Below are 26,701 nucleotides of genomic sequence, written 5' to 3' on the forward strand. Positions count from 1 at the left end.
GACATTCAAGTAGCCTGTGAAGGCGAAAAAGCAGTAATATTAATACTAGTGTAATAAAATAAAGTTCATTCAGCCTGTTCTTCTGTGAAGAAAAACAGGCTGTGTTTTTATTGCTTGGCAGGATCATCGTCTTTATTCCACTTATCTCGCATTCTCAGACGTTTGACTTGCAGATAGCGTAGAAGGATGATGATGACGAGCGTAGCGCCGATCATCAAGAAATATTCGGTATAATTGTTTCCGGGATTGTTTCCCGGCCAGCCGATGATACTCATTACGATTAAGTAAACAAGTAAGGCAATTGTTGTGATATTGATCTTCTTCATATTCGTTTTATTCTAAAAACAGGGCAAAGATATAAGATTGTTTCGGGCTTTAGGAGGTTAAAACGCATTTGTACTGTGCCCGATAATGTTCTGTTTGAATAATTAAGATATATAAACCTTGTGGGAGGGGAATCGGGAGGATAGGGTTCCCTGCCTGTACCGCTTGCGTGAATACTAATATGCCTGCCGGAGTAAACAGTTCGACTTTACCGGGGGATGGAAGATTAGTAATGAATAAAGTCTTGTTCTCTAGCTGATAGCTTAATTCCGGAAATGAAAATACTTGATTGGAAACAGGGGAATCTTGTCGGGCTTGAGGTTCCGATGTCGGGAAAGATATGGGTGCGTTCGTTGATAATAATTTATAATTGGCTGGTTCGGATGTATTATATACAGATAGGCTGGTACTTTTATTCGCTTTGACAAAGAAAGCGGAGAATGGAGGGATGGCGAAATCGCTACCGATCACGTAGGGTTGGTAGGTGGAACCGTCATATATATAAATGTATCCGTCTAAGGCCAAGTTTGATTCTATTTGACTAAGAGATAAAGGAGCCGGCAGAGGATTACCGCATAGATACCAGCCGTTGTGATTCTGGTTCTGGCTTTGGTTGTTAATGCTTACCGGAATAGAGGCTTGACCGTTTTTTCCGAAATCTATAGGGATATCTTTTGCTTTCGAGGAGAAACGAAGGTTCTGGCGATCGGCGGAAGCGTCAATAGCGATCAGGTACCCCTTGTTCTTCTTGAAGATGGGCTGGGATGTATTGATTATTGTTTGTGGTATGACTTCCCAGTTGTTGGAAGGGCTTTGTGAATTAGCTCGCTTTTCTCCGTTATAGGTTTGTACGTAAAAGTAATTACCGTTTGTATCGCTTTTGTCATCACCCAGTTGGAAATCCGGGTCTATGCCGGAAGCGAATACATCGAAGGGGAAGGAGATAAAATACCATTTGCCTTTTTGAGCGAAGGTCTTCTCGATTGTTATTTTGCCGGAGATGTTAATAGTTCCAGACGATCGCAAGGTGGAGGAAGACGCCAAGATACCATCATTAGGATAGATGGTAAGGTTATTTGCGGATAGATTTCCGGTTGGTAAAATATGGATATTTCCATTGCCAATAAAGATATCTTTACAGCTGATATTTGTATTTATGGAGATATTGCCGTTAATCAAGGCGTTGCGGTGACGGTAGGCGGGTAGGTGGCTCCAGCGATCCTCATGGTTCCAATCGCTGTTTCCGGTAAATAGGGAATAGGTAGGAATGATTCCATGAGCATAAACACTGTCTACATAATAATAGCCGTTTTTGGTATTGGCGGCCGGTGTGGGGACGATAAGATCTAAGCCCGGAGGATTGTTTTTTATATCTGTGGTTTTGAAAGGATTGATGCCACTCTCTCCTATGGTTGGAACTAAGGAGGGATAACTTGTTTCCCCTTTTCGATAGGTTCTGGCTCTCATGCCTTCTCCTTCTACTAGAAGGATGCCCCCTTTCCGTATACTGATTTTTATATCTTGATGATCTGTTAACGTGAAATGCTCAAAAGCCACTTGCGTATTCATTGGCATTCGTAACCCGTAGTTACCGTGGCTGTTAGGAATATCTTTCACGCCGGAGATATCTTCAATAAGGGCTTCACCTGTAATGGCATAATCCCAATTATCAGTAGGAAGTCCCTCAAATGTCTGCATCCGAAACGTATCCCGGATAGATATATTTGCGTTACTTTGCACAAAGCTTTCCCATGTAGACGGATTTGAAACTTGTGACTGGATAAATTGTTGTACGAATAGGAATGCCGTACAAGCGACAACGCATCTGGATAGATGCCAAATTCTCTTTTTCATAGCTAAGTTGATTTATATTTGTAAATATGTTCGCAAATATACGTAAATAATTGAAATAATATATCTTTGTGGCATGAAAGAATTTATCATATCTGAGGCACAGACCGAGAAGGCCGTTTTGGTGGGTTTGGTTACCCCTGAGCAAAATGAGCAAAAAGTTAAGGAATATCTGGACGAATTGGCTTTCTTGGCCGATACGGCAGGGGTGGATGCGGTAAAGCGTTTTACCCAGAAAATGGATTACCCGAATTCCGTCACTTTTGTCGGGACCGGTAAATTGCAGGAAATTAAGGAGTATGTGGTAGAGAATGAGATCGGTTTGGTGATCTTTGATGATGAGCTGAGTCCGAAGCAACTCCGTAATATTGAGAAAGAATTGCAGGTGAAAATCTTGGATCGTACGAGCTTGATCTTGGATATCTTCGCTAGCCGTGCACAGACCGCCCATGCGAAGACACAGGTGGAGCTTGCACAATATAAATATATGTTACCCCGCTTGACTCGTCTGTGGACACACTTGGAGCGTCAGCGAGGCGGCGTAGGTATGCGTGGTCCGGGTGAGACACAGTTGGAGACTGATAAACGTATTATCTTGGATAAGATCGCACGATTGAAGAAAGAGCTGGTGGATATTGACAAGCAAAAAAGCGTACAACGGAAAAACCGGGGTAAGATGGTACGTGTAGCGTTGGTCGGATATACGAACGTAGGTAAATCTACCTTGATGAACTTATTGAGCAAGAGTGAGGTCTTTGCCGAGAATAAGTTGTTCGCTACGTTGGATACGACCGTACGCAAGGTCATTATCGAGAACTTGCCGTTCTTGCTGTCTGATACGGTCGGATTTATCCGCAAGTTACCGACCGAGCTGGTGGAATCTTTTAAATCTACCTTGGATGAGGTACGGGAGGCGGATTTGCTGGTACATATCGTGGATATCTCACACCCGACTTTTGAGGAGCAAATAGAGGTCGTGAACCGTACGTTGGCGGAGATCGATAAGACCGAGAAACCGATGATCATGGTTTTCAATAAGGTGGACGCATTTACCTTTGTCCCGAAAGAGGAAGATGATTTGACCCCTCGTGGTCGTGAGAATATCGATCTGGATGAACTGAAACGTACGTGGATGGGAAAATTGCAAGATAATTGCATCTTTATCTCCGCCAAGGAACGTACGAATATAGAGGCGTTGAAAGAGATGTTGTATGAACGGGTCAAACAAATCCATATCACCCGTTTCCCTTACAATGACTTCCTCTTTCAGCAATACGATGAAGAGTAGAGTCTTACAAAATTAGTACCAATGAATCATTTGAGAAATTTGCGGCCGGATGAGATCGCCACCTTGCGATCTCAGGCTTGCCGGGCCGATGATTGGAATCAAGTTTGGGTTCCAGAGGTGTTTGATATTGAATATGTGAACCACGTGCGTTTTTCGGGAGTGGTTAAGTTAGGAGCCTTTCGTAAAGCGTTTACTCTATCGGGAGGATTGGTAAAGCATAGCGGGCTTCGTCATGTTACCCTACATAATTGTACGTTGGGAGATAATGTGTTGATTGAAAACGTACAGAATTATATCGCTAATTACCGGATCGGTGATGACTGCTTTATCCAGAATATAAATGTTATGTTGGTGGAAGGCAAGGCTACGTTCGGGAATAATGTCGAGGTGTCGGTCTTGAATGAGACCGGCGGGCGTGAGGTTCCGATTTACGATGGCCTGTCGGCTTCATTGGCTTATATTATCGCTTTGTACCGCCATCGTCCGGCCTTGATCGAACGCTTGCGGGATATGATTACCGCTTATACGGAGGGTATCGCCTCTACGGAGGGAACGGTTGGCGATAAGGTCAAGATTGTCAATACCGGTACGATCCGTAACGTGAAGATTGGTGATTATGCGACCATAGAGAATAGCGCACGTCTGGAAAATGGTTCCGTAAATAGTAAGAGAGAGGCCCCGGTATTTATCGGGGATAGTGTGATTGCGCAAGATTTCATTGTCTCTTCGGGAGCCAAGATCGCGGATGCCGCTAAGATTATCCGTTGCTTTATCGGACAGGCTTGCCAAGTGACGCATAACTTCTCGGCCCATGATTCCTTGTTGTTCAGCAACTGCGCTTTCGAGAATGGGGAGGCTTGCGCTATATTCGCCGGTCCGTTTACGGTGTCTATGCATAAGAGCAGTTTGCTGATAGCGGGAATGTATTCGTTCTTGAACGCGGGAAGTGGCTCCAACCAGAGTAATCATATGTATAAGCTGGGACCGATCCATCAAGGGATCGTGGAACGTGGTTCCAAGACTACCAGCGACTCGTATATTCTTTGGCCGGCCCGTATCGGCGCTTTCTCTTTGGTAATGGGCCGCCATCATCATCATAGCGATACTTCCGATATTCCATTCTCCTATTTAATAGAGAAGGATGATGAGACTTACTTAGTCCCGGGAATTAATCTTCGCAGCGTAGGTACGATCCGTGATGCCCAGAAATGGCCGAAGCGTGATAAACGTACGGACCCGGATCGCTTGGATATGATTAACTATAATCTATTGAGTCCCTATACGATCCAGAAGATGCTGAAAGCAGTAGATATCTTGAAAAACCTACAAGCATTGGTTGGAGAGACTTCCGAGATTTATTATTATCAGAATACTCGTATAAAAGGTTCCTCCCTCCGGAATGCGTTGAACTTTTATGGCATGGCAATTAATAAGTTCTTTGGTAACTCGTTAATCAAGCGTTTGGAAGGTACGACCTATTATTCTATGGAAGAGGTCTGGGAGCAATTGCGTCCTACGGAATCCAAAGGCTCCGGAGAATGGCTGGACTTGGCGGGCTTGATCCTCCCGAGGGAACCGCTAGATGCCTTGTTGCAAGATATCGAACAGGGGGAAATCGCTTCCTTAGAGGATGTGGAATGCTTTTTCCGTTTGGTTCATGGACGTTATTATTCCTTGGAATGGACATGGGCCTACGAGATGATCGAACGTTATTATGGGGTGGATCTCCGTTCGATTTCCGCCGCGGAGATTATTGATCTGGTTCGTCGTTGGCAAGAATGTGTGATCCGCTTGGATGAGATGCTTTATGAGGATGCCCGTAAGGAATTCTCTTTGACTTCTATGATCGGTTTCGGTGTGGATGGTTCCAACAAGGAAAAACAACAGGATTTCGAGGGTGTTCGAGGAGATTTCGTGAATAACCCGTTTGTTACCGCCGTGCAGGAACATATCGTGAATAAACGGGCACTTGGGGATGAACTGATCGAGAGGTTGAAACCTTTAGTATAAAGCTTATGAAACCATTATTTCAAGAACTGCCATTCCCGATAGATAGTCACATTCATTTCTATGTGGAGGATCTACCGCATTTTATAGTGCCTTGGCACTACCATCCGGCTATTGAGATAATGTATATCACAAGTGGTACGGGTACTCGCTTTGTCGGGGATCATGTGGAAGGATATTTCGAGGGCGATGTTTGTATGATCGGCCCTCAACTGCCACATGAGTGGAGAAACGACCCTGTTTATTTCGATAAGAGTTCCGGCTTGCGGGCTACTTGTATTTGCTTGTTCTTCAAGCGTCAGATTTTTGAACCTAATTTAATCCGTCTTCCGGAGATGAATAATATCCGGGAATTGATAGAGCGTTCCCGTAGAGGGATTAAGTTTGTGGGTAAGTCCCGGAAGAAGATTGCCGAGCTGATCAGCCAATCCGCCAATGAGACGGGAGCGAGTAGGGTGATCAAATTGATTGCTTTACTGGAATTAATGGCGACTTCCGAAGAATATGAGATATTAGCCAGTACGGGGTTTACGGAAACGGTCAACTCGGACGATTTCGAGCGTTTCAATAAGGTCTATAAATATCTGGTGAAGAACTTCACGTCTCCAGTGAAGCTGGAGGAAGTCGCCGCTTTGGTAGGCTTGACTCCGACCGCTTTTTGTCGTTATTTCAAGAAACGGACCAAGAAGACTTTCGTGGAGTACTTGAATGACATGCGCATAGGACACGCGAAAAAACTATTGATAGAGGGAAATCTGAAGATATCCACGATTAGCTCCGAGGCCGGATTCAATAATCTATCCAACTTCATCGGCCAATTTAAGAAAACCACGAATATGCTTCCATCCGAGTACCAGAAAAAATATAAGGAGCGCCTGGATGGAGAATAAGGGCAGGATTTCATAGTTGTTTGGAAAAATACTAAAATAAAGCCCAAGGTATTCGATCTATTTTTGCGATATAAGTTGTATCGTAAAATAGAATATCATGGAACATAAAAAGATTGTAATCCCATCCTTGTCATTTTTTCAAGATGAGCTAAAGGGGGAAGGTGTGGTAAAGAGCCGGAGAACTTTAGGCGAGCTTGCCGGAATTTTTGAGAATCAAGATGCTTATTCCCAATTACCATTAGATCAATTAGCATACGAGGTATATAGTTATTTACCGGAGCGGGAAGGCACTCCGGGAGGGCTTTATTTTGGTATTACTCAATTATATCCGGGAAAGGTGGGAGATGAGTATTTCATGACGAAAGGCCATTTTCATCAACAAGAGGATCGTTCGGAGTATTATTGGGGATTGGAAGGCGAAGGTATGTTGATCTTGATGGACCGAGAACGGAATACGTGGGCGGAAAGGATGATGCCGGGTAGCCTGCATTATATACCGGGCGGTGTAGCGCACCGGGTAGCTAATACTGGAAATAGCGTCTTGTCATTTGCTGCGTGCTGGCCTTCGGATGCCGGGCATAATTATGAAGAGATCGCGAATAAGGGCTTCTCGGCCCGATTGGTAGAAGTGGACGGTACCCCTAAATTGCGATAGCTTATGTATACGATAGCGATAGATTTAGGGGGGACGGTCGTAAAGATCGGACTATTGTCTGATGGTGAGATCGTAGACTGTGTGAGATTACCTTCCCGTCTGGCTCTGGGATTAGCTCCGAACTTACCTAAGATAAAGGAGGCGATTGATCGGTTGTTGGCCGCTTGGCGTATTGATGTGGCTGCGCTTCGTTGTATCGGCCTGGCTTTTCCCGGGCTGGTAGATCCAATTCATAACCGGGTAATCTCTACGAATGAGAAGTATGATGATGCCTGTTCGATCAGTCTGGATAAATGGGCATGGGAGAATTGGGAAGTTCCTTTCTGCATGGATAATGACGCTCGTTTGGCCGTAGCCGGAGAATGGTGGCAGGGTGCGGCCCGGGGAAAGAACAATGTAGTCATGATGACAATCGGAACCGGTATCGGTACGGGAGTCGTGATTGATGGACGGCTCCTGTATGGACAGCATTTTCAAGCGGGTTCTTTGGGTGGGCATTTTGTGCTGGATTATAAGGGCCGTCGGTGTTCATGCGGGAATAACGGCTGTGTAGAAGCTCTGTCTTCCTCTTTCTTCTTACCGACCATTGTCAGGGAGCATGCCCTTTTATCGGAATCGTTTAAACGAGATGCGGATGTCTATGATTTCAAGCGCATTTTTAGGTTAGCGCAGGAGGGGGATGAAGATGCTTTATTAATTAGGAATGAATGTATGGATATCTGGGCGTCGGCGATAATAACCTATATACATGCTTATGATCCGGAAGTCGTGATTCTAGGTGGGGGGATTTTAAAAAGCCAAGAGGTGATTATCCCTTATATCAGCAAACGAGTGGATGAGTTGGCTTGGTGTCCTTCCGGGAAAGTCCCGATTGTGCCGGCAATCTTGGGCGATGACGCCGCTTTATTCGGTTTGGAGTATTTCATGGTAAAACAACAGCAAAATGAACGGATTTGTATTTGATAAAGGAATTGATATAACACCGGTTCAATCGCCTATGGGGTTTACCTATGGGGCGGGTGTATTTGGTCCGGAGGTCGAGATTCGCCGGCTGGAAGATATACGGGCTAGTTTGCGTGATCCTCAATGCAAGGGACCGGAGCAGGTTTACTCGATCGCTATGGATGTCGGCAAAGAAGAACATCGTGCGTTGCTGAATAAGTTACATTTGTTATTCGGGGTAGTGACATATAGTGCTGGTAAATTGGGGCAGGAGCCAGTCAGAAGTCAAGGGCATATTCATAAGATATCTCCTTATAGCGGTTGGTCTACGCCGGAGATCTATGAGATTTGGTCGGGAGAGGCGATTATTTATATGCAGGAGTATGCGGAGGATCAGCCCGGTCGATGTTATGCGGTACATGCCTTTCCGGGGGATGTAGTGATCGTTCCTCCCTATTGGGTACATGCGACGATTAGCGCGAATCCGAGATTGCCTTTGACTTTCGGAGCGTGGTGCGATAGAGATTATGGTTTTGTGTATGAGGGGGTTCGTAAACACAGGGGAATCGCTTGGTTTCCTGTATTTAATGGAAGCGATGAATTAGAATGGATCGCAAATTCGATGTACGATTCCTCTCATTTGATTTGTAAATCTCCTTCGGATTATATTTCTTTAGATATTCGGAAAGGGGTATCTATTTACAGACAATTCGAGGAAAATCCGGAGATTTTCTTATATGTGCCTAATCCGGCGTTGAAGGCGGAGGTATGGCGTGATTTCGAGCCTTGAGTTTATAGATGGATTAAATACACAAGAAAAACATGAAAAACACGAGCTATAGATATTGGATGATTTATGTAATAGCGATTGTCGCCGCTATGGGAGGACTATTGTTTGGCTTTGATACCGGCGTGATTTCCGGGGCGATTCCTTTTTTCCAGAAAGATTTTGGTATAGACGATAGTATGGTGGAGGTAGTTACTTCCTCCGGTTTGCTGGGAGCTATTCTGGGAGCGCTGTGTTGTGGTAAATTGACGGATCGCATAGGACGTAGGAAAGTCATTTTGACTTCGGCTGTTATTTTCGCTTTCGGTGCGTTAGGATCGGGTTGGGCTCCGGACATTTACCACTTGATTGCCGCCCGTTTATTCTTGGGAGTGGCTATCGGGATCTCTTCTTTTGCTGTACCTCTTTATATTGCGGAAGTTTCCCCGGCGAAGTCACGGGGGATGTTTGTCGCCATGTTCCAATTGATGATTACGATCGGGCTTCTGGTATCTTATCTTTCGGATTTGTATTTTGCGGATGAGACGTCTGTTTCATGTTGGAGGCCAATGTTTTATGTGGGGGTGATTCCCGCTATTATTTTGTTCGTGGGTATGTTGCTGGTTCCACCATCTCCAAGGTGGTTGATGTCTGTTGGCCGGGAGGAAGAGAGCCTATCCGTCTTAAAGATGGTCGAGCATCCGGATTTGGTAAATGCCTCATTTGAGCAGATGCGGAATGAGATGCGAAAGAATGATGAGCGACAAGGATGTTTTGAGGATCTGGCCCAGCCTTGGTTACGGAATACGTTAGTTATCGCTATCGGTATTATGTTTTTCCAGCAATTTGTAGGTATCAATACCGTGATTTATTATAGCCCTAAAATCTTTTTGATGGCCGGTTTCGATGGTGCGGTCTCTGCGATTGGAGCCTCTGTCGGGGTAGGTGTTGTCAATTTATTATTCACGTTGTTGTCTGTCTACTTCGTAGATCGGCTGGGAAGGCGTAAACTTTATTTTCTGGGGTTGAGTGGTATCGTGATTTCCTTGTCGCTACTCGCTACCTCTTTTATATTCGCCGCTCAATTAGGGGATTCCGGGAAATGGCTTTCCATTGTCCTTATTTTCTTATATGTGGGATTTTTCGCTATCAGCATCGGGCCGCTAGGTTGGTTGATTGTGTCGGAAGTGTTTCCACAAAAGTTAAGAGGGCTGGGGACTTCTCTCGGCTCGTTGTCCGTATGGTTTTTCAATGCGATCGTATCATTTACTTTTTTCAAGATACTGAAGGTATTCTCAATACCGGGAACCGATTTAACGATCAATGGCGAAAGCCAAGGGAATCCGGCGGGAGCGTTCTTATTTTATGCGTTCATTGGAATTGTGGCGATTATTTGGGGATATTTCTATGTACCGGAAACGAAAGGAGTTTCATTGGAGAAGATCGAGGCTTTTTGGAGAAAAGGAGGACACCCGAAAGATAAAATAATATAATATGGATAGAAGAGTATTTATTAGACAAACAGCAGTTGCGGCATTAGGCGGCTTAGTGGCTTTTGATTTATCAAAGGCATCAACTAAAAGAGAAATGGCTTTTGCCGGGAAAGGAGAAATCTCGCCCCGGGCAATCACTATGTGGGATTTTTCTTGGTTGGAGAGGCGTTGGTCCGGAGCCGGTTATGAGGACTGGGACCAAGTATTGGACGAGCTCTCGGAACGGGGGTATAATGCGATACGTATTGATGCTTATCCTCATTTAATGGCGGAGAATCCAATGAAGAAATGGTTACTTAAAGAAGTTTGGAATCAGCAAGATTGGGGAAGTCCGGATATGAATGAGGTACAAGTTCAACCGAATTTGAACTTGTTCTTGTCGAAATGTAAGGAGCGGGATATTAAGGTCGGGCTTTCTTCTTGGTATCGTCTCGATGTGGATGAGGTTTGCCTGAAATTGGATACACCGGAGAAATTGGCGGATTGCTGGCTGACAACCCTTCGTTCGGTCGAGGAGGATGGGTTATTGGATACGATCCTTTATGTAGATCTTTGCAATGAGTGGCCCGGTGATTCGTGGGCTCCTTTTTTCGCTAAAACCTATCCGAATGTCGGTTGGGGGAATTGGTATAAGGAGGAATCCTTACGATGGATGAAAACCTCGTTGGAGAAGATGCGACAAGCATATCCGGATATGCCATTCTTATATTCTTTTGATCATGGGGATGTCAAGAAATATGAAGAGGTGGATTGCTCTTTTCTTGATTTGTATGAGCATCATATTTGGATGGCCCAACAGAATGGTGGAGAATTTTATAAGCTGGTGGGATATGGCTACAATCGTTTTTCACCGGATGATTATAAGAATGTGGTGAAAAACGCGGAACGGGTTTATCGGGAAAGACCTGAATATTGGCAGAAATTGTTGACTGATAAGATCGAGCTTATGGCTTCCGTGGCCCGGAAGAATCGCCGTCCTCTCGTTACGACAGAATGTTGGGGATTGGTGGATTATAAGGATTGGCCTTTATTGAAATGGGATTGGATAAAGGATCTTTGCGAGTTAGGAGCTATTACGGCTGCCCGTACGGGTATGTGGGTCGGTGTAGCAACCAGTAATTTTTGTGGGCCTCAGTTTGTTGGAATGTGGCGGGATGTGGAATGGCATAAACGATTGACCTCTATTATCCGTTCTTCTCCGATTGATGCGTCTCTCATGAAGAATAATGAGGTAGCGGCCAAATTGTTGAAACGGCTTTAATCTTGGGATGGTATGTATTACGATCATTCTTATATTTTGATAAGATTCTAAAAGCAGGAGGTAACTTTCTATAAAGTTTATGTCTTTAATAATTGTAACTTGCCTTCGTAAAAGAGTTAAATAAATTGGATGTCATGAAAAGAATAATTTTAATTATGTGTTGTTTCCTATCTGTATTCGCTTGGGCCGATGATGGGAGGACAACGATCTCATTAAATGGGGAATGGGATTTCGATCAAACGGAACTGGCTTTTCCTCCACGGAAATATACCCGTAAGATACCGGTTCCGGGATTGGTGCATTTAGCAAGGCCTAAAATCTCTCAATACGAGAAATTCTTTAAGAAACCTGACGGCGTGGAGCTGGTGGAACAGTTTAATTTCTTAGAGAGAGATTATACGCCGATGTATAATTGGTATAAGCGGAAAGTATTTATCGATGAGAAATTTAAGGATGAGCAATTATTCCTTACGATAAAGAAAAGCCAATATGTTACACGAGTCTTCGTGAATGGGCATGAAGTGGGGGCTTCTATGGAATGCTATACTCCAATGGATTTTAATATTACGAGTGCCGTAAAATATGGCTCGGACAATGAGATATTGATTCAGGTGGGCGACCGGGCGTGGTTGCCTAGCGAGGCCGCCGGCGGAACGGATAAGGAGAAAGTCCATTACCTACCCGGAATCTGGGATGATGTGTTCATTACGGCTACCGGTAAGATGCGGGTCGATAAAGTTTTGTTCCTGCCTTCTCTGGCTAAAGGATTGGTGACAGTTAAGACCTTGGTGAGAAGTTTGTATCCACCCCAAATGTTGTATGGGGATAAAATGAAGGATTCTTGTAAGATTGAGTTCTGTGTCAAGGAGAAGACTACGGGGAGGATAGTAGGAAAGAAAATGATTGAAGGTGAGGCTAAGCGGGATAATAGGACTTATTTCGAAACGAGTATCTCTTTGGATAATCCGAAGGCTTGGACTCCTGATTCCCCTTTCTTGTACGAAGGTGAGGTCTCGGTGTATGACCAAGATGAGCTTGTAGATCGTTATTCCGTGAACTTCGGTATGCGTGATTTTTTTCTAAAAGGTAAATTCTTTACGCTTAATGGGGATAAATTCTACTTACGAGGTTCCAATATTACGCTTCAACGTTTCTTTGAGGACCCGGATTGTCAAGCGTTGGCTTGGGATCGGGAATGGGTGAAGAAGCTGATGGTAGACCTGCCAAAGTCAATCGGTTGGAACGCTATGCGAATATGTGTAGGAATTGTACCTGACTTCTGGTATGACCTTTGCGACGAGTATGGTATCGTATTACAGAATGAGTGGCTATATTGGCAAAATCATGGATGGGATGAACAGGTACGTAAGGAGTATACGAATTGGGTATGGAGCGATGGGAATCATCCCAGTATCGTGATCTGGGATGCGATCAATGAGAACTGGGACAATTATATAGGAAATACGCTGATTCCCGAACTAAAGGAATTAGACCCGACCCGGATCTGGGATGCCGGTTACATGACATCAGATCAGATGGGGACGAACGATGAGATGGATGAACCACACCCTTATCGTGCGCTTACGTTGATGCATTCCAGCGAACTGAACGATTACTTCAAAAACAATCCCTATAACTTAGGTGCATTGCATGAGAATTGGGTAGGTTTCTCTTCTATACTAGATGCGGGCGTTCCTCAGTTGGTGAATGAGTACGGATGGATTTGGTTATGGCGTGATGGACGGCCCTCGAAATTGACACTTAACAATTACAATTACTATCTTGGCGAGAATGCCACTCCGGAACAATGTCGTGAATTGCAGGCATATTGGTTGGAACTTGAGACGGAATGGCTGCGTTCGGAACGTTCGGTAGGCGGAATCTTGGCTTTTTGTCATTTGACAAATAATTATGGTTTCACGGGAGATTGGTTCATCAATGATATCAAGGATTTGGAACCTTCACCGGCTTTCCGCTGGTTCAAGCATTGTTTCGCCCCCTCGGCAGTCTTTATCGATTTAGCGGATCGTCGTTATACCAAACATCTCGAGCCTTTGAAACCGGGTAGTGATTTAGTATTCAACTTGGTAGGGGTGAACGACTTGAATAAGGAGTCGTCTGGAAAAGTTCTCTTGAAACTACTAGACGAGAAAGGAACTATTATTTCGACACAAGAAGAGTCTATTGTGATTGAACCTTTTGGCAAGCGGCTTCAGCCTTGCCTTCTGAAATTGCCCTCAAAAGCAGGAGGTTATCTTTTGATAGCCGAGTATCATGAGAAGGGGGGGGCGAAACCAGTACTTAGTCGCCGTTATCTAAAAGTAGGCGATGCGGTAACCTCTTTCAAAGATTACTTCGAGTATACATTAAATTAGTTAGGTTAGCTTTTATATCCAATTTCCTACGGCGGCACTCCTCGTGAGTGCTGTCGAGGGGAATGCTACCCCTTTTTTGAAAATACTCAGAGTCCGACTAACCAAAAAGTAATGTTAGGAATATTGTTTAAACCTTTAAATTCGAATAGTTTATGAAAAAGAAAAGTAAGGATCAGCGATGGCGTTGGATATGTGTCGGGTCATTATTGCTCGCTTCCTTAAATGGCAATCTGGAGGCAAGCGGCCTTTCCCATCCTGATGTAAATCCGGTGGAAGTTTCTCAAGCGACAAGAAAATTGAGAGGAACGATCTTGGATACAAATGGAACTCCGGTTATCGGTGCGAGTATTTCCGTAAAAGGAACTACTACCGGTACGATCTCTGACATGAATGGCGTATTTACGCTAGATGTGAAAAATGGCGATGTATTAGAAATCTCGTTTATAGGCTATCTCTCCCATACGGTTAAGGTCGGTACGCAGACTGATTTACAGATTGTCTTGAAAGAGGACACGCAAGCCTTGGATGAGGTGGTAGTGGTTGGTTATGGCGTTCAGAAGAAGAGCGTGATGACAGCGGCCATCAGTCGTGTCACCTCCGATGATTTGGAGAAGCTGACGCCGACCCGGGTAGAGGATGTGTTACGAGGAAAAGTCTCGGGAGTAAGCATTATGCAGAATTCCGGACAACCGGGAGCCGAGTCGAGAGTCCGTATCCGTGGTACAGGAACTATCAATGATAGTAACCCTTTGTATATTGTGGACGGAATGCCACTTGAAGGAGGTGTCGATTATCTGAATCCGCAGGATATACAATCTATCGAGGTCTTAAAAGATGCCGCTTCAGCCGCTATCTACGGTTCACGTGCGGCTAATGGTGTTATTCTGGTTACGACAAAGAGCGGGAAAAAAGGAAAAGCGGTTGTCAATTATGATTTCTCTATCGGTTGGCAAAATCCTTGGCGAAAAATGTCGGTCTTGAATGCCACCGAATATGAGACAATAATGAATGAGGCTTACGTGAATGCCGGGATGGACCCTATTTACGATGATCCTTCGAAAGCAGGTGTAGGGACGAACTGGCAGAATGAGATTTATAACGAGAATGCCCCGATCATGAATCATCAAGCGAGCATCAGTGGGGGTGGTGATAAGGGAAGCTATTTCCTCTCTTTTGGTTATTTAGATCAAGAAGGAATTGTTGGAGGAAAAGATAAGTCGGATTATAAACGATATAGCTTACGTTTCAACAATACCTATAATGTGTTTGAGAATAAGGCGAATAAATTTTTCCGTAGTTTCAAGGTCGGAACGAACCTAGGATATACACGGATCATATCCAAAGGTATTTCGGAGAATGACAACTTCTCCGGTCCGTTAGCAAGTGCGGTGATGACTCCACCGAACGAATCGGTCTATCTGGAGAATCCTTCGGCGGAAGATCTCGCTTATTACGAAAAAAATTATCCCGGTTATGTCAAGGATGACGAAGGCCGTATTTATAACGTGATCGAAAATCAAGAGATCGTGAATCCGGTCGCTATGATGCAGACCTTAAACAATAACAAGGACTGGGATAAATTTGTAGGATCTGTTTGGGGTGAATTGGAAGTATTCGAGAATCTTACGTTTAAGACCTCTCTCTTTACGGATATGGCTTTTTGGGGCGAAAGGAATTGGTTCCCTGTTAGTTATTTGTGTTATATGGTCAAGAATGAGAAATCGAGGGTGGAGCAAACGATGAATCGTGGCATGAAACTTCTTTGGGAGAATACGTTGAGTTATAAACGTTCGATCGATAAACATAATTTCGCGGTTTTACTGGGAACCTCTATGGAACGGTATGATAGTAAAAAGGTAAAGGGAACGGCCTTGAACTTACGAGCGGAAGATGATCATAAAGCGTGGATCGATTTCACCAATAGTGCCTCTCCCGGCGATCAGCATTCGGAAGGTGGGGCGACGGAGCATCGGATGGCCTCCGTTTTCGGACGATTGAACTATAATTATGACGAAAGGTATATGCTTGAGTTAACCCTTCGTCGGGACGGTTCCTCTAACTTCGGCCGGAATAATCAATATGCCTATTTCCCGTCCGTCTCTGCGGGCTGGACGTTGACTAACGAGCCTTTCATGGAAAATAAACCGGGATGGTTCGACTTCTTGAAAGTGCGCGGAAGCTGGGGACAGAACGGAAATGAGAAAATCGGATCGTTTGGATATACTACGACAATGACCGGAGGAAATAACTATAGTTTCGGGGCAAGCTCGAACGGTGTCATTCATAGCGGAACAAAGCCTACTTCTTTGGCTAATCCTGATTTGCGTTGGGAAACATCGGAGCAATTGGACTTTGGATTTGATTCTCGCTTCTTTAATAACTCCCTTTCTTTTAGTTTTGATTGGTTCAAGAAAGATACAAAAGACATGTTGATGGAGCGTCCGATACCCCTATATGTGGGAAGTGGCTCGCCTTTATCGAATGTCGGGACATTGACAAACCAAGGTATCGAGCTTGAAGTCGGTTATAAATTAAGTGTAGATAAAGTGAATCTATCTTTCTTGGCGAATGCTTCTTATGTGAAGAATGAGATCAAGAATCTGGGAAATCAGACGGGATATATTGATAAAGAGAGTTTACCAACTTTAGGTACGGTATCAAGGAACGAAAATGGTTATCCAATCGGTTATTTCTTCGGATACAAGGCAATTGGGGTTTTCCAGACACAAGAGGAGATCGATAGCTATATCAGTCCTGCTACCGGTAAGCCTATACAACCGAATGCGGCACCCGGTGATACGAAATTTGAGGATTTGAACGGAGACGGAGTGATCAGCGATGATAACGAGGACCGTACGATGATAGGCAAGCCTAATCCGGATTGGATGGTTGGACTTACCGTTGCGGCTGATTGGAATGGCTTTGATTTAAGTGCCTTTTTCCAAGGTTCTTTTGGAGCGGATGTTTTCGATGCGTTACGCCGTTATGAGTTGGCGGCAGTCAATTATACGTCGGATGCTTTGGAGCGATGGACTGGACCGGGTACCTCCAATTCGATGCCAAGGATTGTGTTAGGTGATACGCCTAAGAACTTCCGTCCGTCTACTTTGTTGGTTCACGATGCTTCTTTCTTGCGCTTACGTAATTTACAGGTAGGTTATACGCTACCGGCTCAGTTGACCCGGAAAGCTTATATACAACGCTTGAGATTTTATGCGTCGTTCGATAATTTGTTGACTATTACGGGATATAAAGGGATGGACCCGGAAATTGGTTCAACAATGGGTATAGATAAGGGTGTATATCCTCAAGCCCGGGTTTATACATTTGGATTGAATTTGACATTTTAATCATTAAAATTAGTGTTATGAATAAATATATTTATCTGCTAGCCGTTGTATTCGGACTAAGTGGCTGCAATGATTTTTTAGAGTTGTCTCCGACGAATAAGGTTATCGAAACGGATTATTACAAGACACAGGAGGATTTGACCGAGGCATTGGTCGCTGCCTATGACCCGTTGAAATGGAACGCTTATAATGCGTATAGCTCTTATGAACTGGTAAGTAATATCATGTCGGATGATGCGGAGACCGGTGGATCGACGGTCTCGGATCAACCGCAGTTGCAGCGAGTGAATGATTTTACCAATTGGGTGACACCGACAAACTTACCCGAGGGTTTATGGGGGCGTTCGTATGAGGGTGTGAACCGTGCGAATATCGTGATAGAGAAATGCCCTCTTCTTCCGGAGGGGACGATGTCGGAGGAGCTTCGTGATCGTTATGTGGCTGAGGCTCATTTCTTGCGTGTATTTTATTATTTCCAGTTGTGGCGTTTCTTTGGATACATACCGTATTACGAGACGAATTTGGGGTTGGATGATATAACAACTGTCCCTCAGTTACAGCCGGATGAGGTCTATGCGAAATTAATCGAGGATTTAGATAATAATGTTATTGGGAAGTTACCTAAGATAGTCCCGGCTAATGAGAAAGGACGAGCTACGAATGGTGCCGCTATCGCGATGAAAGCACGTATCGTTCTATATCAGAATGATGATACTAAAATGAAGGAGATCGCCAGCCAATTGAAAGAACTAATTACCGATCCTGCCTATCAATATGATTTGATCCCGGATTATAAAGTTCTTTTTGATGATGAGTATGAATGGTGCAAAGAATCTGTTTTTGAAGTCAATTATACGGAAATCGGGAACTCGAATGATTGGGCAGGCAAGGCTAATCAAGGTAACTCCGATATAATAATGCTAGGAGCCAGAGGTTTGAAATATCCTAATAATGTATATGTGGAAGGTTGGGGTTTTGCGCCTGTAACAAAAGCATTGAATGATGCGTTTTTACCAAATGATCCTAGAAAGTGGACAACAATCATAGATCATGAGGAGTTTAGAGCGGAAGGCGGGACGGTTAGCTCGGATGTGAATCAATATACAGGATATAGCGTACGCAAATATCATCCTCGTGCGGGGTATTCTTCTACGGTTGGCACGGAAGCGCTGAATTATAAGAACAATTACCGTGTAATTCGTTTCTCCGACGTATTATTGATGGCATCGGAAGCTTTGTTGAGAAGTGGAGGTAGCGTAGGCGAGGCACAGGATTATTATGCGAGAGTCGTTAAACGTGCGATGGGGGATGATTATAAGGTTCCGGTGGTTTCATTGGATAATATCTATAAGGAACGCCGTTATGAGTTTGCGATGGAAGGTATTCGTTATTGGGATTTAGTACGTACGAACCAAGCAAAAGATTTTATCAAAGGTTGGGATGATACAAAGAAATACTTACCGATCCCTCAGTCGGAGATTGATAAGTCGGATGGCCATTTGGTACAGAACCCTCATTTCTAAGAATTGAGCTGTATTTACATTTGTTCATTTTAGGAGAACCTGATAGCTTTTAATTTGTTGATAATTAGATATGGATGTGTGATCATTTGTCCACATCCATGTTTTTTGTCTTTAAGTAAATAGTTTAAATCGATAAAATATGAGATTAAAATAGAGTAATAACGGTACACGAATACCCATTTGCGACCGCTTACGATCCCGTTCGTTGGCTATTCACTTACGGATCCAAAAAGAAGGACATTTCTTTTTAGATGGGATAGGCTTGTATTCCAGATCTTTTTATGTACATTTGAAGCCACCCAATAGTGGGGTAACTAAAACATGATATGACTATGGAAAAGAAAACAGAAAAAGAGGAGAAGTATATGAAGGAATTACAAGATCGATATATCCGTTTCGACTGGGCCATCAAACGCCTACTCCGGCAAAAAGCGAATTTCGGAGTGCTAGAAGGCTTTCTTACCGTGTTCTTGGGCGAGCAGATCAAGATTGAGGAGATATTGGAGAGTGAGGGAAACCAGCAAATGGCCGATGATAAATTCAATCGGGTGGATATCAAGGCTAAGAACACAAAGGGAGATATCATCCTTATCGAGATCCAGAATACCCGCGAGCTTTATTATTTGGAACGTGTGCTTTATGGCGTGGCGAAGGCCGTCACCGAGCATCTTCATTTGGGACAGGACTATTCCGGGGTGAAAAAGGTCTATTCAATCAGTATCCTTTATTTTGATATAGGCGTAGGAACCGATTATCTGTATCACGGGCAGAACCAATTTGTCGGCGTGCATACCCATGATCATTTACAGGTAAATACCAAGGAGAGGGGTGCGATCGTCAAGCGTCTTCCCTCGGAGATCTTTCCGGAGTATATATTGGTCCGGGTGAATGAGTTTGATAAGGTGGCCGTGACCCCCTTGGAGGAATGGGTACGATACTTGAAAGATGGGATCATAACTTCCGGAACGACAGCCCCCGGCTTGGAAGAGGCACGAGAGAAATTACGCTATTACTCAATGTCTCCCGAGGAACGTTATGCTTATGACGAACATCTGAATGCGATTATGATCCAGAATGACGTGTTGAGCACTGCTAAGTTTGAAGGACGGGAAGAAGGATTAGCAGAAGGATTAGCAGAAGGCAGAGAAGAAGGACTAATAGAAGGTCGAGAAGAAGGCCGTGTGGAAGAACGTCTAGAAACAGCTCGGCGTATGCGGTCTGATGGGCTTTCGATGGAAATGGTCGTGCGTTATACTGGTTTGTCAGAGGAGGAAATAAATAAATTATGATATCTTGGGGCTTTGCTAGCGGAGCAGGATCGGTTCTTTTAAGTTCTTGGCCTGCTCCTCGGATGATGTTCCAGTATCTCTTTGCGAAGGAATTCCCGGTCGATATGTGTATATATCTCGGTGGTGGTGATTTTCTCATGCCCCAGCATCTCTTGGATAGCGCGTAAGTTGGCGCCTCCTTCCAGCAAGTGGGTGGCGAAAGAATGACGGAAGGTATGGGGACTTACGTTTTTATGGATACCGGCGGCCTCCGTCTGTTGCTTGATGATATGAAATACCATGATACGGGAGAGGGCCGTTCCTCGCCGGCTTAGAAATAAAATATCCTCGAAGCCTTTTTTAACCACGACCGAATTCCGGTCATACAGATAGTTTTTAATTTCCCGCAAAGCAACTTCGGAGATAGGAACAAGCCGTTGTTTGCTTCCTTTACCCTCTACCCGGATGAAACCTTCCTTGGGATATATATCCGAATAACGCAGGCCAGTAAGCTCCGATACGCGCAGTCCACAACTATATAAAACCTCCAGCATCGCACGGTTCCGCTGTCCCTCGGGAAGCGTGAGGTCTATCGTGTCGAGAATGCTATTTATCTCGTTGACGGTTAATACTTCCGGCAGCTTCAATCCGATCTTGGGAGACTCTAACAATTCGGTCGGATCATTTGTTATATAATTGTCAAGCAATAAGAAACGATAGAACGATTTGATACCCGAGATGATGCGTGCTTGCGATCGGGGATGGATACCGATGTCACGTAATTGGGCGATGAACTGTTGCAAGTCGTCGTAGCTGATCTCCTTAACGTCCTTTTTCTCATCCTCTGCGAAACGTAGCAATTTGTCAAGATCTGTCAAATAGGCGTCGATGGAGTTGGCTGAGAGCGATTTTTCTAATCGTAAATAGGTGTTATATCGGTTTATTATATCTTTTCCTTGTCGCATTGTCGGTATGTCGTTATGAATGTGTCAAATAAAATCCTTACCTTTGCCGGATAATTCCGGCCTCAACGGGCGGTACAAAGGTAATAAACTTACAATTAAGAATGAAGAAGATTCAGATCATCAATGGCCCTAATTTGAATCTGTTGGGCAAGCGAGAACCGACAGTATACGGAAATGCCTCGTTCGAGGACTATTTGAGCGAGTTACGTGCCCACTTTCCTCAGTGTGAGATATCTTATTATCAAAGTAATGTGGAAGGAGAGATAATTAACAAGATCCATGAGGTGGGTTTTGAATATGACGGTATCGTGTTGAACGCCGGCGCTTATACGCATACTTCCATTGCGTTGTACGATGCTATCAAGGCGGTTACTACGCCAGTCGTGGAGGTGCATATCTCGAATGTGCATGCCCGTGAATCGTTTCGTCATGTGTCGATGATATCGGCGGCATGCAGGGGAGTGATTCTTGGGTTTGGGCTGGATTCGTATCGGTTGGCGATCGAATCGTTTATGTGATAGAAGGTTTAGAAGGTTATCAAATAGAATTAATAATTAGGTTATAATAATTTAAGGTATATGTTAAAGCATACGAAGATTGTTGCTACAGTTTCCGACCAGCGCTGCGACGTTGCGTTCGTTGAGGCGTTATATAAAGCGGGAATGAATGTGGTGCGCCTGAATACGGCTCACATGATGGAAGAGGGGTTGACCCGTGTGGTAAATAACGTCCGTACCGTATCCGACCGTATCGGTATCTTGATGGATACGAAGGGGCCGGAAGTACGTACCACGACGACGGTAAACAAGGAACCGATCCCTTTCAAGACTGGAGAGATCGTGAAGGTAATCGGTAATCCCGATCAGGAAACTTCGCATGATTGTATTTGTGTGTCATATAAGAATTTCGTGAACGACTTGGCGATTGGCAGCGACATCCTTATCGATGATGGTGATCTGGAAATGAAGGTTACCGGGAAATCCGGCGATTGTTTGCTTTGCGAGATCCAGAATGACGCTACGCTAGGTAGCCGCAAGAGCGTGAATGTGCCGGGTGTACGTATCAATTTGCCTTCGTTGACTGAGAAAGACCGTAATAATATCCTTTGGGCGATCGATCATGATCTCGATTTTATCGCTCACTCATTTGTTCGCAACAAACAGGACGTGTTGGATATCCAACGTATCTTGGACGAGCGTAACAGCCCCATCAAGATTATCGCTAAGATCGAGAATCAAGAGGGTGTAGACAATATCGAGGAGATCTTGGAAGTGGCTTATGGCGTCATGATCGCTCGTGGTGACTTGGGTATCGAGGTTCCGGCCGAGAAGATCCCGGGTATCCAGCGTATGCTGATCCGTAAATGCGTGGAAGTGAAGAAGCCGGTTATCGTGGCTACGCAAATGCTTCATTCCATGATTAATAATCCTCGTCCTACTCGTGCCGAGGTTACGGATATCGCCAACGCTATTTATTATCGTACGGATGCTTTGATGCTAAGCGGTGAGACGGCTTATGGAAAATATCCGGTTGAGGCGGTACAGACCATGACAAAAGTGGCTCGTGAGGCCGAGAAGACTAAGCTGGCAGCGAATGATATCCGTGTGCCGATCGAGGGGAATGATTTAGACGTAACTTCTTTCTTGGCGAAACAAGCCGTTAAGTCTTCTTCTAAATTACATGTGAAGGCGATTATCACGGATAGTTACACGGGTCGTACGGCACGTTATCTGGCTGCTTTCCGCGGAACCTCTACTGTGTTCGCTATATGCTATAATCCTCGTGTGATGCGTATGTTGGGTCTTTCTTATGGGGTATGGGCGGTTCATCAGCCATACAACGACAGTCGTAGGGGATATTTCTATGACGCGTTGAACCAGCTGATCCATAGTGGACGTATCACTCGTAACGATATGGTAGCGTATTTGAGCGGTAGCTTCGGCGAAGGTGGCGGTACCAGCTTTTTGGAGATTAACAACGTGGGAAAAGTGCTGGATGCAGGCACGCAATATCAGTTGCCAACTTTTAAAGAGTAAGAGGCATGTTTACGGGCGAGATTGATGCGTATATTCTTTCTCATATAGATGAAGAAGGGGATTTGCTGTCGGCGTTGAATCGCGACGCCAATGTGAACCTTCTCCGTCCGCGTATGCTATCCGGGCATTTGCAGGGTAGGATATTGAAGATGTTTTGCCGGATGATTCGTCCGAGAAAAGTCTTGGAGATCGGGACTTATACGTCTTATGCCACTTTGTGTATGGCGGAAGGCATGGACGAGGGGGCGTTGGTTCATACGATTGAGATCAATGACGAGATGGAGGATTTTATCATGAAATATCTTTCCCGCTCGCCACATAAGGACAAGATAAAAGTCCATTTCGGGGATGCGATGGAGATCATCCCCCGTTTGGATGAGACGTTCGATATGGTTTTTATCGATGCCGACAAACGCCTGTATTCCGAGTATTATGATTTGGTATTCCCGATGGTCCGTCCGGGCGGCTTGATTCTCGCGGATAATACGCTTTGGGACGGTAAAGTGGTAGAAGAAGTGCATCCTTCCGATAAACAAACGAAGGGAATACTGGTTTTTAATGAAAAGGTTAAGCAAGACGATCGGGTAGAGAAGGTGATCCTCCCTTTACGTGATGGCTTGACGATGATCTGGAAAAAGTAAATAATAAAGCGTATGGAAAGTACTAGATTACAAAAGATCGAACGCCTTCTTCAGAAGGAGTTGAGTGATATATTTCAGAAGCAGACGCAAGGGATGCATGGCGTATTGGTCTCTGTCAGCGTAGTTCGTGTAAGTCCGGATTTAAGTGTGGCGAGAGCTTATTTAAGCATTTTCCCGTCGGATAAATCGCAAGAGCTATTGGAGGCTATACGGAGCAATACGAAAGCGATCCGTTTTGATTTGGGGCAACGCATTCGTTTGCAGGTTCGTAAGATCCCTGAATTAAGCTTCTTTATAGATGATTCATTGGATTATATCGAGAATATCGACAATCTTTTGCATAAGTAATCAAGAGGAGCCTTGAATTTTCCATTCTATATAGCCCGGCGGTATCTCTTTTCGAAGAAGTCGCACAATGCCATAAATATCATATCGATGGTATCGGTATGCGGGGTTGTTGTCGCCACGATCGCCTTAGTATGCGCCTTGTCGGTCTATAATGGTTTCAACGATTTGGTATCTTCTCTCTTCAGCAATTTTGATCCGGAGTTGAAGATCATGCCTCGGAAAGGGAAGGTTTTCGACCCGACCTCGGAAGAGATACGTAAGGTGAGGGAATTGCCCGGCATTGTTTGTTTTAGTGAGGTATTGCAGGACAATGCCTTGGTCCGTTATCGAGATCGTCAGGGTGTAGCTACCTTGAAAGGTGTAGACGAGCAATATGAGAAGCTGGCGCAGATCGATAGTATCTTGATCGATGGAAAGTTCCTTCTGAATGACGAGGTGGCGAATTATGCGAATATGGGGATCGGATTGGCTTTCTCGCTAGGAATAAACGCAGGCTTTGTCTCTCCGCTAGAGATCTACGCTCCGAAGCGGGAGGAGAAGGTGAACATGGCGAATCCGGCTTCTTCTTTCAATTTGGAATATGCTTATATCGGTGCTGTCTTTCGTACGGACCAACAGGTTTACGATGATTCATATATGATCGTGCCTTTGTCATTGGCCCGTTCTTTATTTAATTATGATAAAGAAGTGACAGCGGTGGAATTGAAGGTGAAAGATAGCGGGGATATCGCTCCGGTAAAGAAAGAGATTCAACGTATCCTAGGTGATCAATATATCGTGCAAGACCGTTTTGAGCAACAAGAGGCTTCTTTCAAGATGATGCAAGTCGAGAAATGGATGACCTTCTTGATCCTTACTTTTATATTGGCGATCGCCTTATTCAACGTGGTGGGTTCTTTATCCATGTTGATGATCGAGAAACAGGAGGATGTAAGTACACTGCGTAATATGGGGGCTGATGACAGTCTGATCCGTCGGATTTTCTTGTTTGAAGGCTGGATGATCTCCGGTTTTGGAGCTTTGATCGGAGTCTTGATCGGGGTTGTACTTTGCTTGCTACAACAAGAGTTTGGCTTTATAAAACTAGGGGAAGCTGCCGGAGCGTTTATTATAGAGGCTTATCCGGTACGTGTAGTCCCGGTGGATATAATAACAGTCTTTGTGACGGTATTAACGATAGGCTTTTTGGCTGCGTGGTATCCTGTACGATATCTTGCTAAGAAGTTGAAAATTGAGAATTGAGAATGAATACCGCTTGCCGATAATTCTCAATTCTCAATTCTTAATTAGTTGTATTCTTTTCCGTATTTGATTTTAGCGTCGGCTACGAATTGTTTGATACGTTGTTCGTCATCCTTCTTACAAATCAATAATACGTTTCCGGACTCGGCCACGATGCAATCTTTTAGCCCTTGGATAACGGCTAGACGTTTCGGGTTATTTAATGCGATCACATTGCCGGAGCATTCGTATAGCATTGCCTCGTTATTTTTCAATACTGCGTTCTCATTTTCGTCTTTATTCGCTAGGTCGAACAAAGATCCCCAGCTACCGAGGTCGGCCCAACCGAAATCTACACATAGCATATATACGTTGTGCGCTTTCTCCATGATACCGTAGTCGATGGATATATTTAGGCAATAAGGGAAATTCTCTTGGATAAACGCTTTTTCTTCCGAGGTATTAAATTTATCCTTACCTAGATCGAAACGGCTGCTGATATCCGGGAGATATTTAGAGAACGCTTCCAAGATCGTATTCACGTTCCAGACGAACAAGCCGGAATTCCAGAAGAATTCTCCACTTTCCATAAATACCTTTGCCAACTCGAGGTCCGGTTTTTCCGTAAAGGTCTTCACCTTGGTGAAATCATCTACTACCGTATCACTGCTTTGGATATATCCGTATCCTGTTTCCGGGCGGCTAGGCTTGATGCCCAAGGTGACCAACGCACGGTTTCTCTTCACGAAATCCAACGCCTTTTGAACGTCCCTCAAGAAAACATCCTCTTTTAAGATCAGATGGTCGGAAGGGGCTACGACAATATTGGCTTCCGGATTGCATGCCTTAATATGATAAGCCGCATAAGCGATACAAGGAGCTGTATTGCGACGAGCCGGTTCCAGAAGTATTTGTTCTTCCGCTAATTCCGGCAACTGCTCCTTGATTAAGTCCGCATAAGATTCGTTGGTAACGATGTATATATTTTCAGTAGGGATGATTTTTGCGAAGCGATCAAATGTCATTTGCAGTAAAGACCGTCCGCTCCCAAAAAAATCAAGGAATTGCTTTGGGTAACTTTCTCTACTGAAAGGCCAGAAACGGCTACCGATTCCGCCTCCCATGATGACGCAATAATTATCTTTCATGATATTGGCTGTTATTATGATTATACGTTTACAAATGTAACGAAATAATCTTTCTATGCGAAACAATCCCATACATATTCCCACTGTGAAAAAAATATTTGAAAATTTTCACCCAAACGCTTGCGGGTTTAAAAAAAAGCTGTACCTTTGCAACGCATTTGAGAAACAAACCTACTGCTAAAGGTTAATCAAAAATGCCCAGATGGCGGAATTGGTAGACGCGCTGGTCTCAAACACCAGTGGATTCACTTCCATGCCGGTTCGATCCCGGCTCTGGGTACAGATTAAAAGGCTAAGTGATTAATTGTCAGTCACTTAGCCTTTTTAATTATCTGATTTTTCCCCACAT

General features: G+C 44.3%; 21 protein-coding genes and 1 tRNA gene. 18 read left to right on the top strand and 4 right to left on the bottom strand.

Annotated elements, in window-relative coordinates; all coding sequences use genetic code 11:
• Window positions 1–107 precede the first annotated feature (107 nt).
• Together ACESPU_RS08895 and ACESPU_RS08900 are read right to left on the bottom strand one after the other, a co-directional pair.
• Window positions 108–326 carry a hypothetical protein gene (locus tag ACESPU_RS08895; RefSeq protein WP_005863339.1) on the bottom strand — a complete coding sequence of 73 codons (219 nt, stop codon included), beginning with the start codon at window positions 324–326 and terminating at the stop codon, window positions 108–110.
• A 49-nt stretch (window positions 327–375) separates the two neighbouring features.
• Window positions 376–2,178: a T9SS C-terminal target domain-containing protein gene (locus ACESPU_RS08900; protein ID WP_373133281.1), complete on the bottom strand. Its 1,803-nt coding sequence runs from the start codon at window positions 2,176–2,178 to the stop codon at window positions 376–378.
• Window positions 2,179–2,251: 73 nt separating this feature from the next.
• Between ACESPU_RS08900 and hflX the strand changes: the two genes are divergently transcribed.
• The 12 genes from hflX to ACESPU_RS08960 all read left to right on the top strand — a co-directional run bounded on the left by hflX (window position 2,252) and on the right by ACESPU_RS08960 (window position 20,014).
• Window positions 2,252–3,463 carry a GTPase HflX gene (gene hflX / locus ACESPU_RS08905; RefSeq protein WP_005859898.1) on the top strand — a complete coding sequence of 404 codons (1,212 nt, stop codon included), beginning with the start codon at window positions 2,252–2,254 and terminating at the stop codon, window positions 3,461–3,463.
• A 21-nt stretch (window positions 3,464–3,484) separates the two neighbouring features.
• Window positions 3,485–5,473 carry a DUF4954 family protein gene (locus ACESPU_RS08910; RefSeq protein WP_158532904.1) on the top strand — a complete coding sequence of 663 codons (1,989 nt, stop codon included), beginning with the start codon at window positions 3,485–3,487 and terminating at the stop codon, window positions 5,471–5,473.
• A gap of 5 nt (window positions 5,474–5,478) precedes the next feature.
• Complete coding sequence (locus tag ACESPU_RS08915; protein ID WP_005863332.1) at window positions 5,479–6,360, top strand: AraC family transcriptional regulator; 882 nt, start codon at window positions 5,479–5,481, stop codon at window positions 6,358–6,360.
• Window positions 6,361–6,457: 97 nt separating this feature from the next.
• On the top strand, window positions 6,458–7,015 hold the full coding sequence (locus ACESPU_RS08920; RefSeq protein ID WP_048927041.1) for a glucose-6-phosphate isomerase: 558 nt from the start codon (window positions 6,458–6,460) through the stop codon (window positions 7,013–7,015).
• 3 nt (window positions 7,016–7,018) lie between these two features.
• On the top strand, window positions 7,019–7,978 hold the full coding sequence (locus ACESPU_RS08925; protein WP_048927042.1) for an ROK family protein: 960 nt from the start codon (window positions 7,019–7,021) through the stop codon (window positions 7,976–7,978).
• Window positions 7,959–8,747 (top strand): glucose-6-phosphate isomerase family protein, encoded by a 789-nt coding sequence (locus ACESPU_RS08930; protein WP_009016584.1) that lies wholly within the window; start codon window positions 7,959–7,961, stop codon window positions 8,745–8,747. The genes ACESPU_RS08925 and ACESPU_RS08930 overlap by 20 nt, the downstream gene beginning before the upstream one ends.
• A 32-nt stretch (window positions 8,748–8,779) precedes the next feature.
• Window positions 8,780–10,216 carry a sugar porter family MFS transporter gene (locus ACESPU_RS08935; RefSeq protein WP_373133282.1) on the top strand — a complete coding sequence of 479 codons (1,437 nt, stop codon included), beginning with the start codon at window positions 8,780–8,782 and terminating at the stop codon, window positions 10,214–10,216.
• A gap of 1 nt (window position 10,217) precedes the next feature.
• On the top strand, window positions 10,218–11,477 hold the full coding sequence (locus ACESPU_RS08940; protein ID WP_373133283.1) for a cellulase-like family protein: 1,260 nt from the start codon (window positions 10,218–10,220) through the stop codon (window positions 11,475–11,477).
• Between the two features lie 134 nt (window positions 11,478–11,611).
• A complete protein-coding gene (locus tag ACESPU_RS08945) occupies window positions 11,612–13,852 on the top strand; it encodes a glycoside hydrolase family 2 protein (RefSeq protein ID WP_373133285.1) in 2,241 nt (746 codons plus the stop codon).
• A gap of 152 nt (window positions 13,853–14,004) precedes the next feature.
• Window positions 14,005–17,202 (top strand): SusC/RagA family TonB-linked outer membrane protein, encoded by a 3,198-nt coding sequence (locus ACESPU_RS08950; RefSeq protein ID WP_373133287.1) that lies wholly within the window; start codon window positions 14,005–14,007, stop codon window positions 17,200–17,202.
• A gap of 17 nt (window positions 17,203–17,219) precedes the next feature.
• Entirely contained in the window at window positions 17,220–18,725 is a 1,506-nt protein-coding gene (locus ACESPU_RS08955) for a RagB/SusD family nutrient uptake outer membrane protein (RefSeq protein WP_373133289.1), read from the top strand.
• A 332-nt stretch (window positions 18,726–19,057) separates the two neighbouring features.
• Entirely contained in the window at window positions 19,058–20,014 is a 957-nt protein-coding gene (locus ACESPU_RS08960) for an Rpn family recombination-promoting nuclease/putative transposase (protein ID WP_034531679.1), read from the top strand.
• A gap of 38 nt (window positions 20,015–20,052) precedes the next feature.
• On the opposite strand, the gene xerD is transcribed toward ACESPU_RS08960, so the two are convergent.
• On the bottom strand, window positions 20,053–20,958 hold the full coding sequence (gene xerD / locus ACESPU_RS08965) for a site-specific tyrosine recombinase XerD (RefSeq protein ID WP_005859891.1): 906 nt from the start codon (window positions 20,956–20,958) through the stop codon (window positions 20,053–20,055).
• A gap of 101 nt (window positions 20,959–21,059) precedes the next feature.
• On the opposite strand from xerD, the gene aroQ reads away from it, so the two are divergent.
• Genes aroQ through ACESPU_RS08990 form a run of 5 tightly spaced genes read left to right on the top strand, consistent with a single transcriptional unit; the run spans window position 21,060 to window position 25,225 of the window.
• Window positions 21,060–21,476, top strand: a complete 417-nt coding sequence (gene aroQ, locus ACESPU_RS08970; RefSeq protein ID WP_048927048.1) for a type II 3-dehydroquinate dehydratase — start codon at window positions 21,060–21,062, stop codon at window positions 21,474–21,476.
• 60 nt (window positions 21,477–21,536) lie between these two features.
• Complete coding sequence (pyk, locus tag ACESPU_RS08975) at window positions 21,537–22,994, top strand: pyruvate kinase (RefSeq protein ID WP_373133291.1); 1,458 nt, start codon at window positions 21,537–21,539, stop codon at window positions 22,992–22,994.
• A gap of 5 nt (window positions 22,995–22,999) precedes the next feature.
• On the top strand, window positions 23,000–23,635 hold the full coding sequence (locus tag ACESPU_RS08980) for an O-methyltransferase (protein WP_373133293.1): 636 nt from the start codon (window positions 23,000–23,002) through the stop codon (window positions 23,633–23,635).
• Between the two features lie 12 nt (window positions 23,636–23,647).
• Entirely contained in the window at window positions 23,648–23,983 is a 336-nt protein-coding gene (gene rbfA, locus ACESPU_RS08985; RefSeq protein ID WP_005859883.1) for a 30S ribosome-binding factor RbfA, read from the top strand.
• 12 nt (window positions 23,984–23,995) lie between these two features.
• A complete protein-coding gene (locus tag ACESPU_RS08990) occupies window positions 23,996–25,225 on the top strand; it encodes an FtsX-like permease family protein (protein ID WP_195205445.1) in 1,230 nt (409 codons plus the stop codon).
• Window positions 25,226–25,269: 44 nt separating this feature from the next.
• Here the strand turns inward: ACESPU_RS08990 and ACESPU_RS08995 are convergent, their stop codons facing one another.
• A complete protein-coding gene (locus ACESPU_RS08995) occupies window positions 25,270–26,352 on the bottom strand; it encodes a mannose-1-phosphate guanylyltransferase (protein ID WP_005859880.1) in 1,083 nt (360 codons plus the stop codon).
• Between the two features lie 196 nt (window positions 26,353–26,548).
• Between ACESPU_RS08995 and ACESPU_RS09000 the strand changes: the two genes are divergently transcribed.
• Window positions 26,549–26,632: transfer RNA gene (locus tag ACESPU_RS09000), tRNA-Leu, on the top strand.
• Window positions 26,633–26,701 lie beyond the last annotated feature (69 nt).

The organism is Parabacteroides sp. 20_3, from assembly GCF_964238835.1.
Classification (GTDB): Bacteria; Bacteroidota; Bacteroidia; order Bacteroidales; family Tannerellaceae; genus Parabacteroides; species Parabacteroides distasonis.